Consider the following 14,067-nt stretch of genomic DNA (forward strand, 5'->3'; position numbering starts at 1 on the left):
GCTCTGTACCAGTTTTGTATAGAAACACAAACCCAGATGAACAGGACAGACAGGCTAATGGAGGTGCTGGCCGTTTTACAAACCCAAAAGGTTGTAACGGTTGATTATTTAAAAGAAAAGTTCCATATCAGCACCCGAACACTGTACCGCGATATTCAATTGCTTACCGAATTAAGAATAACCGTACACTATGAAAACGAAAAAGGTTGTTTTATTCTGAAAGGCTACCGCAGTCCTGCACCCGAAACCCCGGTCCGGATCCAAGATATAGGACAGGTTTCCCAAAGCATTATTTTGATACCTGATCATTTGAAGAATGATGTGATGGCTTTACTGGCGGCAGGTAAAAATGGGACAAAATAGAAGTCGCCTCTAATCAATTATTTAATACTTTTTAAAATTTCAAAAGCTGCTCAAAACTGTATTGGAATTTGTTAAAAAGTGTTAAAATCGATGTTTTTAAATGAATTTTAGCTCGTTTTTATGCCGTTTTTAAGCAGAAAAGTGTTAAAATTTAAGGTTTAAAAAGTTTTTGGGAGGGGAAATGTTAAAATAACCAACCGTTATTATTTGACCACACCCAACTGCTTCATCATGGTGAGCTCGTCGGTTACCCGCCAGTGTTCTGTGATCTTTCCGTTTTCAATTTTTTCAATGTTGATCTGGTTCACTTCAATATGCTTCCCGGTAGGGGCTATCCCGAACAAGGTACCTGTTTGTGTGCCGGTCATGATTACGCTCGCAACTACCCGGTCCTTGGTTACGATGATGTCCTTTATCCCATAATGCAGATCGGGAAATCCGGCACGTATAGCCGTAATTATAGGTTTCAACCCGGCGGGGCCTTTGGGCGGGTTAGGGGTGGATGGGGTGTGGTTGATATAATTTTCGCTTAAAATGCTGTCCAGCACAGCCAAATGACCTTTATTCCAGGCCTCGTTAAAATAAGTCTGGATGATCTGTTTATTCCTATCCTCCGCTGTATGATCGGCTACTTTAGGAGCATGGGTACAGGCTGCGAACAGTAATGGCAGTAGTAGGGGAAATTTGTGATTTTTCATCGCTTATCTAAATAAAACACAAAAGAGCAAACTACCCGTAAGAAATTTATGAATATAGTTTCATGGATTTCTGATAGCCGCTTTAATCATCAAAATATCATTTACCGAAAATAATTTAAATAATGGCTAAGGGTAAAGGGAATATAGCCTGACTGTATTGCAGAATAATTTTCATGAAGAGTAAGGGTAAATGCACCTGAGCGTGTTTCAAGAGAAATATGGATTAAAAAACAAAGCCAAATTGTATACAAGGAAGGATCCTCCTGGTAGCCGGTTTGGCAAACAAATTATCAAATTATCAAAAAATAACTCCACACAACAACTCATGAAAACAAAGATCTTGTCTTTAATTGCGATAGTTTCAGTTTCATTCGCACTATCAGCACAGGCACAGCAAAGTACACCAGTAGAAGAAGGTGTATCGGCACCAATAAAGTCAGTCCCGAATTTAGGTTCATTTGAGGCCGACTACACCTATTCTCCCTTTAAAATTAATGGTAAGGATATGAATATACAGCAAGTGAACGGAAACCTTACCTTACCCTTGTATAGTAAAATGCAAAATGGTAAAGTTGATTTTTTACTGGCAGGAGTAGGGTACAGCGGTTTGTTTCTTTCGGGTATGGGCAGTCAGTTTGGCGGCAATAATTTTCACGCTATTTCGGTTCCCATTACTTTTCAAAAGGCATTTTCGCCTAAATATGCCTTGCTCATTTCGGCTGTACCAACACTATCTTCTGATCTGAAGGACATTTCTGGGGATGATATGCTTTATACCGGAGTAGCCATGTTAAAGATCAGATCATCGGCTAAATTTACCTATTCATTGGGCGTAGTCTATTCTAAACAGTTCTTTGGTTCGGTGCTTGTTCCGGTGTTTGGTATCGACTGGAATATTTCGGACAAGCTAAGCTTATCGGGAACATTACCAGTTTCTGAAAAATTGAACTATAAATTATCCCAAAAAAGCAACCTTGGCTTCAGCGGCGATTTTGGCATTGGTGGTGGCACTTATCGTTTATCAAAAAAGATGAACTCCGATTATTTCCAGGCGCAACAGTTTAAGGCTTCGCTATACTACAACTATGCGCTGGCGAAGAATTTCTCAGTAGAGATAAGTGCCGGATATAATGTTGTCCAAAAGCTTGATCTGTATGATAAAGACCAAAAAGTTAACTGGGTGCCGTTTAACAACCTTGATAAACGGGGCGCTCCTTTAACAGAATTAAAGAAAACCGGTGTAGCAGTGTCAACCGGCATTAACTACCGATTCTAAATCCTTCGAACCGTACAATTTTATTCCCCTAAAATAAGGCAATGATGATGAAACAGGCATATGCACCAACAATGAAAGATACCATGGTTGAAGTTTTTAAAACAGATGTTCAAAGTGTTGATCAGTCGATTAAGCTTATCTGTAAGCTCAGTCAATATATTCCGGAAATCGAAATAAATTTTGATCTGGAAGATTGTGACCGCATTTTACGAATCAAGGGAGAGCATATCCCGGTGCCGAGAGTCATCAAATTGATGAATAATAGTGGATATTATTGCGAACGGTTATAAGCAGGTCAGTTACATATAAAAAAGCCACCCGGTTATTTCGGGTGGCTTTGGAGCTTTAATGCCTGGTCTTGATTGCTTCCTAAAGTAAACATATACCCATGATGACACGATCTTCTTTCAGATTTGCAACTGAAAAGTTACTATAATAACACTATTTATTAACCCGGATTTAACTTAAATTGAACACGTAAAGTTCAACTTTGAACCGGGTATTTATGACGCATCAGAAATGACCGTCTAATGCTCAAACTTATTTCTGAAACGGGTAGATGAGCATTGTAAAAGGAATATTTACGCACAAAAGTGAGTCGGACAGATCAATTGAAGAAATAGATCTGGATGTTCTTTTTAAAGAGCATTACGACAGGCTGGTATATTTTTCTTTTCAGTTGGTTAAGGATAAAGATCAGGCCGAGGATCTTGTTCAGGATGCCTTTATAAAATATTGGAACCTCCGCGAAACTGTAGCGCAGGACAGCATAGCTATTAAGCACTTTTTGTATAGTACTGTTCGTAACGCAAGCCTTAACAGTATCCGGCACAATAAAGTGGTGGAGGGTTACATCCAGTATTATGGAAATGCAGAGCCAGAAGAACTACCTGTAATTGAGGCTATCATAACAGCTGAAGCCATGGCCGAGATCCACGCGGCTCTTCATGCCTTACCGGATAGTTACCGCTCCATATCTATCATGGGATATTTTGACGGCAAAAAGAATCAGGAGATAGCCGATGAGCTGAATATGTCTATCAATACCGTAAAAAAACAAAAACAAAGGGCTTTGGAATTGCTCCGCGTAAAACTCTCACCTGAGCTATTTACCTGGTTTGCATTAGCTGTGCTTGCCTTTAGAAAGTAAACATTATTGCTGTAGCTGATCAAGCTTTTTTTGAATGGCCTGCTTATCGGTTGGGGTACGGGCTAAAGACAAAGCCATTTCAAAATTACTTTTTGCCTTTTCCTGGTCAATGCCGGTATAAAGTTCGCCTAATAAGGTAAAATAAAATTGGTTATCAGTTAGTTTTAGTTTTTCGGCTTCCACAATCGCTTCGGCTTTGCTGTTGGCTTTTGATAAGGCAAATGTACGATTCAGCGCGGCAATAGGCGAGTAGGCTACCTGTAATAAACGATTGTATAGTTGTAACACGTTTTCCCATTTTTCTTTGGTATCGTTCTTTTGTGTACTCCAATAGGCTATGCTGGCTTCGATATGGTATTTGGAAAGGATGTTGCCTGTTGCTGCGCATTTTAAAAAATAGGCGCCCTTGCTGATGAGGTCGGCATTCCAAAGACTAACATCCTGATCGTCATACAAAATATGCTCCCCATTTTTACTTAGGCGGGCTTCAAACCGCGAAGCATGGAAACACATGAGCGATAGCAAGGCATTTACCGGCGGTTTGTTGGTGCTGGTATTCTCGATCAGCATATTACACAACCGCATCGCTTCAAAACAGAGATCTTTACGTAACGTTTGATTCTGACTAACGGAATAATAACCCTCACTAAATAATAGATATATGGTTGTTAGTACATTCTCAAGCCGCTCGTCAATTTCAGCAGGATTGGGGAGTTCAATTTTTAGTTTTTCGTTCCTGATCTTTTCTTTAGCCCTGAATAAGCGCTTGTTGATGGTTTCTTTATTGGTCAAAAACGCTTCGGCAATTTCATCAATGCCGAAACCACAAAGAATACGCAATGAAAGGCCGATTTGTGCCTCGGGCGATATAGCTGGATGGCAAATAGCAAACATCATTTGCAACTGGCTGTCGTTGATGTTTTGTGGCGACAGATCGATATCCAATTCATGAAATTTGGAATGACTGATTTGTACTTCGGGCAACACCTTGCTTTCAAAAACAGTATTGCGCTGTAAATGATTTTTGGCTTTGTTTTTGGCCACATTGTAAAGCCAGGCAGTGGGGTTGGGAGGAACACCATGAAAACTCCAGGTTTGTGCAGCCGCCAAAAAAGTGTCGCTGGTAATATCTTCGGCTGTTTCCATTTGGTCGAATCCAAAACGGCGACAAAGCACGGATACTATTTTCCGGTATTCGGTCCTGAACAGATGGGGTATGAGTTCCTGTTTTTCCATGGTAAGACGCGGGTGGGATTGACTCCATTAACAAAAAAGTGGGTTTACATGGTTTACACAATTCATGGTTAATATTGATTTACATAATTAATAATCAATTAATTATGTATTTTTCAAGAAAAACATGTAAACCCAATTTTGCATAAATATCACAGGCTTAACGTCAATTTATAGGTGGTTCAACACCAGTAATAGCCAATTTGATTTATGATACAGGTCTCTATAACTTAGTGCACACCGTCGCGCCTGGCAATCCTGCGTACCTCTACACTGTTACCATCGCCTTGTAATACAGGGCTGCCTTTGGCAAACTCAACGGCTTCTTCAACAGAATCAGCTTTTACAATAATATATCCACCAATAGTTTCCTTGATTTCACCAAATGGGCCATTGGTAACTACGTTGTTGTGCCAAACTACTTTGGCATCATCAAAAGGTAAACCGGTACCGCTGCTAAATTTATTTTGGGCCGCGATACCGCCTATCCAATCCATCGTTTGCTTCATCCAGGCTTCGATCTGATCAGGTGAAGCTACTTTAGTGCCATCCTCATGTCTGAAAATTAAAATGAACTCGTCCATTATTTCAAATTTAATTGTTAATAAATATATGAATTACACGCTCATATCAAGTGAATAGGGTTGAATTGGACAGCCTGAAGAAAAAAAAAGTAATTTTTTTATACTTCCTTTATCCTTTTTGAAAATGAGAGTGTCTTTATATCGAAAAGGAAATATGAATAATTACCAACCCTACTTTGATCTTGGCAAGCTGATAGCAAAATATCTGCAGAAAGAGCTTACTGAACAAGAGCAAGGCGAGCTGGAGCAATGGCTTCAAGCAGATGAACACAACCAGGAGTTATTCAAAAAATTAACTGATCAAACCATAATTGATTCGGAGCTTGAAACATTTGAGGCAAATGATAAGAATAAAGCCTGGAGAAATATTGTAAAAAAGACGGGATTTAAAAGCCCTGCTCGTAAAAAGACCACCATCAAATCATGGCCTGCGTATGCCGCGGCTATAGTTATATTGATAGCCCTGGGTGTTACGTTAACCATGTATCGTAATACTTCCGGCGAACAAAAGATGGCTGTTAAGCCACAAAAAGACCTTCTGCCGGGAAGTAATAAAGCCATTCTGACACTGGCTGATGGTTCAAAGATCGTTTTGGATAATGCTAAACGAGGGAAAATAGCCAATCAGCAAAATGTTGTTATAACTAAGGATCAAAGTGGAGAGCTGGTTTACCAGGCTGCAGAAACTAGTCAAAATGAGGAATTGCCGCCTGTTGAAAAAAATATAATGAACACGTTAGCCACACCACGCGGAGGGCAGTACCAAATTGTTTTACCCGATGGCACGCGGGTTTGGTTAAACTCAGCCTCGTCTTTAAAGTATCCTACGGCATTTGCCGGGAATGAACGCCGGGTTGAGTTAAACGGAGAAGCTTATTTTGAAGTCAGCAAAGACCCCAACAAACCTTTTTATGTAAAAACCGCGACTCAAACTGTTACGGTTTTAGGCACCCATTTCAATATTAACAGCTATGCTGATGAAGGTGCCACAAAAACAACATTGCTTGAAGGTAGTGTAAGGGTTACCGGTAATACTAATGGAGTAACGGCTAAACTTAAGCCAGGAGAACAGGCTGTAAACACTATAAACGCGATTGATGTAAAAGAAAACGCAGATATTGACGAAGCCCTGGCCTGGAAGAACGGCAAGTTTCTTTTTCGCAATACCGATCTGCATACCATTATGCGCCAGTTATCAAGATGGTATGATGTAGATGTAGAATACCAGGGCAATGTGGCACAAAAACATTACCGGGGCCGTATTTCACGGAACGTGCCGGTTTCAGATATATTTCAGATACTAAAAACAAGCGGTATAAACTTCACAATTGACGGGAGGAAGATTATAGTAAGATCATAAAGCCTGATAACGGTAGCCGGCAAGGCCGGTTACCGGGATTGGCCCATAAAAAAGCCGGAAAGTGTTACGAGCACCTCCGGCCAGGTATCGGGCTGATAATTTAAAATCATATCGACTAATACATTTTTACTAAACAACCCAAACAAAAGTATGGATTTTTCTACATTTCCTGCGCCCGTATGTGAAGGCACGCGGGTAAATAAAATTAATAAGATTACCAATTGTTTTTTCCGGACAGATCCGGCCACAAAAAGGAAATTTATTATGCGGATCAAACTTATCACAGCTTTACTTTTTGCCGTATGCCTTCATTTGAGCGCTGCAAGCTTTAGTCAAAGCATTACACTTACCGAGAAAAATGCAAGTCTCGAAAGCGTTTTAAATAAAATAGAGCAGCAAAGCGGCTATGATATTTTTATGCAGACCGAACTGCTTGCCGGCAGTAATAAGGTGTCTATAGATATAAAGGCTCAACCTTTAATAAAGGTACTTGAAAAAGTATTTAAAGGGCAGCCTATTACCTATGCCATTGTTGGTCATACTATTGTGGTGAAAGAAAAAACCTCAGGCAAACCGGTATCTACAGGTAATCAAGCTATGTTAGCGTCAGTGTATACGGGTAAAGTAGTAGATGCCGAAACCAAAGAACCTCTTATTGGGGCCTCTGTTGGTGTAAAAGGCGGCGGTAAAGCCACCTCAACCGGGCTTAATGGTGATTTTAAATTGAAATTAGACGATAACGATACCAAAACATTGGTGATATCATACATCGGCTATGTTACACAGGAAGTTGAAATTACCGGTAAAAATGATCTTGGCCCGATTTTGCTAAAATCCAGCGCAAATGCCATGAAAGAGGTTGTAGTAACCGGCGACCTGGCCATTGATCGCAAAACACCGATAGCGGTATCAACCATCAATCAACAATTCATTGAAGAAAAATTAGGTGGTCGTGATATTCCGCAACTGCTGCAAAGTACTCCTGGTATTATGGCAACAGCCCAAGGTGGTGGTTATGGCGATGCACGTGTTAGCATCCGCGGTTTTTCAAGCGGTTCAAAAAAAGGTAACGTAGCACTAACCATTAATGGAATCCCTGTTAATGATATGGAAAACGGCTCTGTTTTTTGGTCAAACTGGTCTGGCCTTACCGATGTAACTAACTCTGTGCAAATACAGCGTGGCTTAGGTGCCTCAAAAATTATTATCCCTTCATTTGGCGGTACCATTAACATTACCACACGTACAACCGAAGCCGAAAAAGGAGGCTATATTTCGCAAACCATAGGTACCAATAATTATGAAAAAACAGCGGTATTGGTAGCAACCGGTTTAAATGCCAATGGTTGGGCAGCAACCTTTCAGGGCAGCAGAACTAAAGGTGATGGTTATGCCGATGGATTGAACTTTTTAGGTTACAATTACTTTTTTAACTTATCAAAAGTATTAAGCCCAAGCCAAACCTTATCATTTACGGTAATGGGTGCAACCCAAACACACGGCCAGCGCCCGGAGCGCCCTTTAACTGAATATGCAGGTGCCCCACAGGGTATTAAATGGAACTATGATCTGGGCGTTAAAGATGGCAAACAAATAAACCCGTATAACAATTTTTTCAGTAAGCCTGTATTTTCATTAAACCATAACTGGATCATTAACGAAAAATCAAGTTTATCAACGGTATTATATGCTACCTATGGTACAGGTGGTGGTGGTGCAATAGGCGCCTCTGCTACTGGTACTGCTGTACCTCCAAGAGTGAGCAACTTATATTCGCCATTTGATTTTGATGCCGTACAGAAAAGTAACGCTGCAAACCCGGATGGTTCTGCCTTAACATACCTGTATGCAGCGCATAATGATCACGCCTGGTATGGTTTAAGAAGTACCTATACTACTACATTAGGTCAATATCTAAACCTTTCTGCTGGTTTGGATTTAAGATATTATAAAGGCACCCACTATGAAGAGGTTAAAGATCTGTTAGGTGCTGATTATGTATATGATCCATATACGGCTACTAAAGTGGCAGGAAGCAGATCCGGCGATATCAATAACCCAAATCACCGTGCAGTAGTTGGGGATAAAATAGATTATTATAATAAGGATTATGTGATGTCTGGAGGCGCTTATGCACAGGCAGAATATGCTAAAAATGACTTTTCGGCATTTATAACCTTATCTGGTTCTGGTACAGGTGATAAAAGAGTTGACCTTTACAATTATTTGAACAGCGATCCGGCGCAAGCAAGCCGTTATGTTAACTTCCTGAGCTATCAGGCTAAAGCTGGTGCAAACTACAACCTGAATAATCAAATGAACATATTTGCCAATATCGGTTACATCACCAAGCCACCTTATTTTGACAATGTGTTTCAAAAGTTTACCAACTCCATTAACACTGGAACAGTAGACGAAAAATTGTTTAGCTATGAATTGGGTTACCAGTTTAAAACATCGGGTTTTGTGGCAAAGCTTAATTTGTACCGGAGCTTATATATGGATCAATCATTTACAAATCCATACACTGATAATACAACCAACCAAATATATAATGTGAATGTTAGCGGTGTAAACGAAATGCACCAGGGAGCTGAGCTGGAGTTAAGCTATCAGCCAATTAAAGCTGTCACGTTACATGGCATGTTTTCTTATGGTGACTGGTATTATACTAAGAATGCAGGTCCTGCCACAGTATATAATGACCAGCACCAGGCGCTTACTACCATTAAAGAAGTATTGATAAAAGGAATTAAAGTAGGGGATGCAGCACAAACTACAGCAGCGTTTGGCTTGGATATTAAAGTTTTGCCCGAGTTAAAACTGGGTACAAACTATTACTTCTATGGTAATTATTATTCAAGTTTCAACTTTGCCAATATTACCAATCCTGGTGTTCAACCTTATAAAGTGCCCAATTATTCTGTATGGGATCTTAACGCTTCTTTTAAATTTAAGATCGCTGGTTTAGATGCTACATTGAATGGCAACGTAAATAACCTGTTAAACACCAAATACATAGCTGATGGGTATGATCCTGCAGGCACAGGTTTGCCAGCCAATCTTAGTGTATACTATGGTCTGCTCAGAACATTTACTACTGGTATAAAAGTTAAATTTTAAAAAGAAACTTCATGAAAAAGATATATAGTTTAATTGCTTTTGTTACTGTGGTACTAACAGCGTGTCAAAAGCAGCCAAGCCTTTCGCCCACAGGGTATGTGAAAAAAGGAATGGTGATCACATTGCCTCAAACAACTCAATTTGCTTCAACAAATGATGCAAAAGCGAAAATTCCTGGCATATTAAATACAAATTATCCACAGGTGGACAATGGCTCCAGTGCAACAGTAACCTTTACCATATCTCCTGTTAGCGTTAAACCAGCTGATAGTTTGCTTACAGATATTTCTTATACAGTAGCTGATGCTGATTATGCTACCGTTTTAGGTGCGAATCCAAAATATAAGGAATTTAATACAGCGCAGGCTATCGCATTTTTAGGTATTAAATATCCTACTGCTGTGCCTAATCAGCTGTCATTTTTAACTTACATCTATTACGAATCAGGTGTAACGCCTTCGGCTGTAGCCAAGCAAACTGATACCTTTTTGTTTCTGAACGGAGCCTGGGTTAAATGCTATACCTTAACAGCTGATCAGTATACCAGTACCGGACATCCGTTTGGCGATTTTTCAACATCAGATGATGCAACACTTACTTCGTACCTGAACTTGGTATTGAAAAGTGATATTGCTGTATCTGCAAATGCTTCGGCAGGTGATGTTAAATACATGAGCTTTAAGTATTATAATAGTAAAAACTTTCAGCGCATTGTACCTTTAACTTTTGATGGTACTAATTGGGTTACTACACCAATAACCGGCACACTTGGCTTTGCTAAAAGTGATGGTAAATGGATTGTAGATGAGGCTATTAGTTACACGCTTGTGAAAGCTGATTATACCTACATCGGTACACAAACAACCGCGGGTAGTGATGCTGCAAGAGCTAATATTGCACAATATCCTGATTTTAATATCAGTGCACCTACCGATGCTACTTATTGGAGCGATAGCGACCTGAATGCGGCATTGACTGCTGTTTTGGTAAATAAATTTAAAGCCACTTCTAACGCTGGTCAAAAATATATTATTACTTATACCGTGTACAGCTTTGGTAAAACTTCAAATGTTGCCAAAACTTTTGTATACGATGGATCTAATTTTTCGATCTCTACTCAATAAATCTTTTTTTGAATCAGGGGCTTCGCTCAAGCAGGGCTCCTGATTTTTTTCTTATTAAACTTTATCACTCTAACTATACTCGCATAGACCTGCAGGTCATGGCCATGCTTTGCTATTATCTATCACAAAAAAACAAATTAACATGAAAATTCAAAACTTACTACTTGGCTTTGCTTTGGTATTAACCATGGCAAGCTGTTCTAAAAAATCAACAGACGGGTCGCCCATCAACCCGGGGGATACAACCGTTGTTAAACCGCCGCCACCTCCTGTAATCCCAACTTACAGTATTACCGAAACTTTCGAACAAGGCAAAAAAGCCGCGTATGCTGCCGCTGACATAACTTTACTTACCGGCAGTTGGAATTTTAACGATGCATTGATAGGTAGCACCGCGCCCGATGTAAAAGATGGTCTTGCATCTGTACGTTTGCGTGCCGGCGATATCGCTATGAATTTTGATATCAACGGTGTTAATACCCTGTTTATTAAACATGCAAAATATGGAACTGATCCTGTTTCAGTTTGGCAACTGCTTATGTCAACTGATGGCGGTAAAACTTATACACAGGTAGGAAACGATATTAATGAAAACAATACTACCCTGGTTACCGACTCCTTTAAGGTAAGCGTAACCGGTAAAGTACGTTTTGAAATTAAAAGAACAGGTACAACTACCAATAATCGTGTCAATATTGATGATATCACCTTTAAAGGAAAAGGTGACCCCGGCATTGTTGTCGGTACACCCGATGATGGTGGTGATGACGGTGGCGGCGGTTCACCAACAGCGCCTGCTTCCACACCAAGAGACGTAACGGCAGGTACAGACGCTCCGCCAGCAAGCGGCGACAACAGCGATTTGCTTTTTGGTAACCCTTCAAACGCGCAAAGCAGTGCCGCCTCAATGGATAACTATCTTGTTGATCAGAAATATTATACAGAATCATACAATGCTACCAAGGGTGAACCGAATTGGGTGAGCTGGCATTTGGATGCTACTAATATCACTGGAGCTTCTGACCGTTTAAATAATTTTGCTGGTTGGGCCAGTCTGCCAGCAAACTGGTACATGGTTAATGATAATGCCTATTCAGGAAGCGGGTTTGACAGAGGACATAATTGCCCTTCAGCCGACCGTACAAGTTCGGCCAATGCAAACTCAGCCACGTTCCTGATGACCAATATGATACCTCAGGCGCCACAGAACAATCAACAAACCTGGGCAAATCTGGAAAATTATCTGCGTGAGCAGGTAGTTTTAGGTAACGAAGTATACATTATTATGGGTAGTTATGGCACGGGGGGGGCAGGTTCAAACGGATCAGCAACTACCATAAACAATGGTCATGTTAATGTTCCCAGCAATGTATGGAAAGTAGCGGTTATTATACCTGTGGGGGATAATGACCTTGGCCGCGTAACCAGTTCAACCAGAGTTATAGCGGTAAATACCCCTAATATAAACACTATCAATAGCGACTGGACGAAGTATATTGTAACCGTGAAAGATATAGAACTGGCAACTGGTTACACTTTATTATCAAATTTACCAGCTAATGTTCGGACGGCTCTGGAAATAAAACTTGACTCCGGTACACCTGGGTCCTGACACATTACCGAATGTATAACAAAAAAGCCACCCGTAAGGAGTGGCTTTTTTATTATACTGTAAATTTAACGATCTAAACAACATAGTAATATAAAATACTACTAATAGGCTTGTTTTGTATATTCGCAACCCAATGCCCCTGTTTTATGCAAAAAATAACCAAACTTATCTATAATAAGCCTTTTGTATTTTCTTTATGGTTCGGTTTAAGTTTCCTGATCGTTCTGAAAGGAATTTTAACTCATCAAATATTTAATAACTATCAGGTATTTAAATATAATTTTATAAATACCATTCATCAGCATAATCTCTATACCCCTCAGCCCGAACATTTTTATGATCTAAATCATTATGGGCCGGTATTTTCCCTGATCATAGCGCCGTTTGCATTAATGCCAGATAGCGTTGGCGTTTTGATGTGGGTAATGTTTAATGCTTTTATACTGTTTAAAGCTATACAACTGTTACCTATCAAAGAAAATCAATATGTTATCATTTTGCTTATCTGCGCTCATGAATTAATGACGGCCTCGGCCAATGTTCAAAGCAATCCTATGGTAGCCGGATTGATTATTTTAAGCTTCAGTTTTATCAAAAAGAAACAAGATTTTTGGGCCGCCCTGATGATAGCCATCGGAACATTTGTAAAGTTATATGGAATAGTAGGGCTCGCATTCTTTTTCTTTTCCGAAAACAAACTAAAGTTTATTGCGAGTTTTATCTTTTGGTCTGCGATATTATTTGTGCTACCCATGCTTATTTCATCGCCGGCCTTTATTATTCAAACCTACCAGGATTGGTACCATGATATTGTAGCCAAAAATGACACCAACCAAGGTTCTCTACTACAGGAAATATGTGTGATGGGACTAATCCGGAAAATATTCAATTATCCTGAGTTAAAAAATATATATGTAATAGCCCCGGCTCTGGTGCTTTTTGCGCTTTCTTATTTAAGGGTAAAAAGCTTTAAAACTTTGCAGTATCAATTACTTATCTTGTCATCTGCTTTGATTTTTGCGGTAATTTTCAGTAGTTCATCAGAGTCATCAACCTATATTATTGCTTTTACCGGAGTGGCTATTTGGTACATGAATTTAAACAGGCCAGTTACCCGGTACGAAGTATTTCTATTGATTTTTGCCCTCATCTTAACCAGCCTTTCACCATCCGATCTCTTTCCACGATACATCAGAACGGCGTATGTTGCTCCTTACAAACTGAAAGCCTTGCCATGTTTCCTGATCTGGCTAAAGATAATTTATGAAACTTTAACAAGGCATTTTTCAAAACCAGAACAGCTTAAAGCCATATAAGCTATTGACATTGTGGTATGTTGATGTCATGGTGAATGTTAATATGTTTACAATTCTGTGGCTATTCTAAATGATTTTATGGTTAAATCATTATTAATTATTTATGTTTGTAACACTAAAGTTACATCAACAAGTAAGGGTAATCTCTCTTTTAACGTGTTATGGTTTTATTACAGTGGCGTTGTAGCGTTGATGTTTAAATCTTCGTATCATATTTGTTACATAAAG

Annotated in this window: 12 protein-coding genes; 9 read left to right on the top strand and 3 right to left on the bottom strand. The window is 39.6% G+C overall.

Annotated elements, in window-relative coordinates; translation table 11 throughout:
- Positions 1 to 36: 36 nt before the first annotated feature.
- On the top strand, positions 37 to 363 hold the full coding sequence (locus ACNURT_RS13115) for a helix-turn-helix transcriptional regulator (RefSeq protein WP_419698044.1): 327 nt from the start codon (positions 37 to 39) through the stop codon (positions 361 to 363).
- A gap of 203 nt (positions 364 to 566) precedes the next feature.
- Here the strand turns inward: ACNURT_RS13115 and ACNURT_RS13120 are convergent, their stop codons facing one another.
- Positions 567 to 1,061 carry an ester cyclase gene (locus ACNURT_RS13120; RefSeq protein ID WP_419698045.1) on the bottom strand — a complete coding sequence of 165 codons (495 nt, stop codon included), beginning with the start codon at positions 1,059 to 1,061 and terminating at the stop codon, positions 567 to 569.
- 325 nt (positions 1,062 to 1,386) lie between these two features.
- Between ACNURT_RS13120 and ACNURT_RS13125 the strand changes: the two genes are divergently transcribed.
- From ACNURT_RS13125 to ACNURT_RS13135, 3 genes are all read left to right on the top strand, one after another.
- On the top strand, positions 1,387 to 2,337 hold the full coding sequence (locus ACNURT_RS13125; RefSeq protein ID WP_419698046.1) for a DUF6268 family outer membrane beta-barrel protein: 951 nt from the start codon (positions 1,387 to 1,389) through the stop codon (positions 2,335 to 2,337).
- Positions 2,338 to 2,378: 41 nt separating this feature from the next.
- Entirely contained in the window at positions 2,379 to 2,627 is a 249-nt protein-coding gene (locus ACNURT_RS13130; RefSeq protein ID WP_419698047.1) for a hypothetical protein, read from the top strand.
- A 269-nt stretch (positions 2,628 to 2,896) separates the two neighbouring features.
- Positions 2,897 to 3,487 carry an RNA polymerase sigma-70 factor gene (locus ACNURT_RS13135; protein WP_419698048.1) on the top strand — a complete coding sequence of 197 codons (591 nt, stop codon included), beginning with the start codon at positions 2,897 to 2,899 and terminating at the stop codon, positions 3,485 to 3,487.
- 3 nt (positions 3,488 to 3,490) lie between these two features.
- Here ACNURT_RS13135 and ACNURT_RS13140 read toward each other — a convergent pair whose 3' ends face one another.
- The gene (locus tag ACNURT_RS13140) at positions 3,491 to 4,723 is read right to left on the bottom strand and encodes an RNA polymerase sigma factor (protein WP_419698049.1); all 1,233 of its coding nucleotides are present in this window, start codon (positions 4,721 to 4,723) and stop codon (positions 3,491 to 3,493) included.
- Between the two features lie 227 nt (positions 4,724 to 4,950).
- Positions 4,951 to 5,304 carry a YciI family protein gene (locus tag ACNURT_RS13145; protein ID WP_419698050.1) on the bottom strand — a complete coding sequence of 118 codons (354 nt, stop codon included), beginning with the start codon at positions 5,302 to 5,304 and terminating at the stop codon, positions 4,951 to 4,953.
- 154 nt (positions 5,305 to 5,458) lie between these two features.
- Between ACNURT_RS13145 and ACNURT_RS13150 the strand changes: the two genes are divergently transcribed.
- The 5 genes from ACNURT_RS13150 to ACNURT_RS13170 all read left to right on the top strand — a co-directional run bounded on the left by ACNURT_RS13150 (position 5,459) and on the right by ACNURT_RS13170 (position 13,839).
- Entirely contained in the window at positions 5,459 to 6,664 is a 1,206-nt protein-coding gene (locus ACNURT_RS13150) for a FecR family protein (protein ID WP_419698051.1), read from the top strand.
- Between the two features lie 264 nt (positions 6,665 to 6,928).
- Positions 6,929 to 9,787: a TonB-dependent receptor domain-containing protein gene (locus ACNURT_RS13155; RefSeq protein WP_419698052.1), complete on the top strand. Its 2,859-nt coding sequence runs from the start codon at positions 6,929 to 6,931 to the stop codon at positions 9,785 to 9,787.
- A gap of 11 nt (positions 9,788 to 9,798) precedes the next feature.
- Positions 9,799 to 10,911: a hypothetical protein gene (locus ACNURT_RS13160; protein WP_419698053.1), complete on the top strand. Its 1,113-nt coding sequence runs from the start codon at positions 9,799 to 9,801 to the stop codon at positions 10,909 to 10,911.
- Positions 10,912 to 11,053: 142 nt separating this feature from the next.
- A complete protein-coding gene (locus ACNURT_RS13165; protein WP_419698054.1) occupies positions 11,054 to 12,523 on the top strand; it encodes a DNA/RNA non-specific endonuclease in 1,470 nt (489 codons plus the stop codon).
- Positions 12,524 to 12,669: 146 nt separating this feature from the next.
- Positions 12,670 to 13,839: a glycosyltransferase family 87 protein gene (locus tag ACNURT_RS13170; RefSeq protein ID WP_419698055.1), complete on the top strand. Its 1,170-nt coding sequence runs from the start codon at positions 12,670 to 12,672 to the stop codon at positions 13,837 to 13,839.
- Positions 13,840 to 14,067: the final 228 nt, after the last annotated feature.

The organism is Mucilaginibacter sp. NFX135 (genome assembly GCF_048565145.1).
Taxonomy (GTDB): domain Bacteria; phylum Bacteroidota; class Bacteroidia; order Sphingobacteriales; family Sphingobacteriaceae; genus Mucilaginibacter.

Coding starts and splice junctions, on each gene's coding strand:
- ACNURT_RS13125 (WP_419698046.1), top strand. CDS start 1,387: ATGAAAACAAAGATCTTGTCTTTAATTGCGATAGTTTCAGTTTCATTC.
- ACNURT_RS13150 (WP_419698051.1), top strand. CDS start 5,459: ATGAATAATTACCAACCCTACTTTGATCTTGGCAAGCTGATAGCAAAA.
- ACNURT_RS13145 (WP_419698050.1), bottom strand. CDS start 5,304: ATGGACGAGTTCATTTTAATTTTCAGACATGAGGATGGCACTAAAGTA.
- ACNURT_RS13155 (WP_419698052.1), top strand. CDS start 6,929: ATGCGGATCAAACTTATCACAGCTTTACTTTTTGCCGTATGCCTTCAT.
- ACNURT_RS13160 (WP_419698053.1), top strand. CDS start 9,799: ATGAAAAAGATATATAGTTTAATTGCTTTTGTTACTGTGGTACTAACA.
- ACNURT_RS13170 (WP_419698055.1), top strand. CDS start 12,670: ATGCAAAAAATAACCAAACTTATCTATAATAAGCCTTTTGTATTTTCT.
- ACNURT_RS13140 (WP_419698049.1), bottom strand. CDS start 4,723: ATGGAAAAACAGGAACTCATACCCCATCTGTTCAGGACCGAATACCGG.
- ACNURT_RS13130 (WP_419698047.1), top strand. CDS start 2,379: ATGATGATGAAACAGGCATATGCACCAACAATGAAAGATACCATGGTT.
- ACNURT_RS13165 (WP_419698054.1), top strand. CDS start 11,054: ATGAAAATTCAAAACTTACTACTTGGCTTTGCTTTGGTATTAACCATG.
- ACNURT_RS13120 (WP_419698045.1), bottom strand. CDS start 1,061: ATGAAAAATCACAAATTTCCCCTACTACTGCCATTACTGTTCGCAGCC.
- ACNURT_RS13135 (WP_419698048.1), top strand. CDS start 2,897: ATGAGCATTGTAAAAGGAATATTTACGCACAAAAGTGAGTCGGACAGA.
- ACNURT_RS13115 (WP_419698044.1), top strand. CDS start 37: ATGAACAGGACAGACAGGCTAATGGAGGTGCTGGCCGTTTTACAAACC.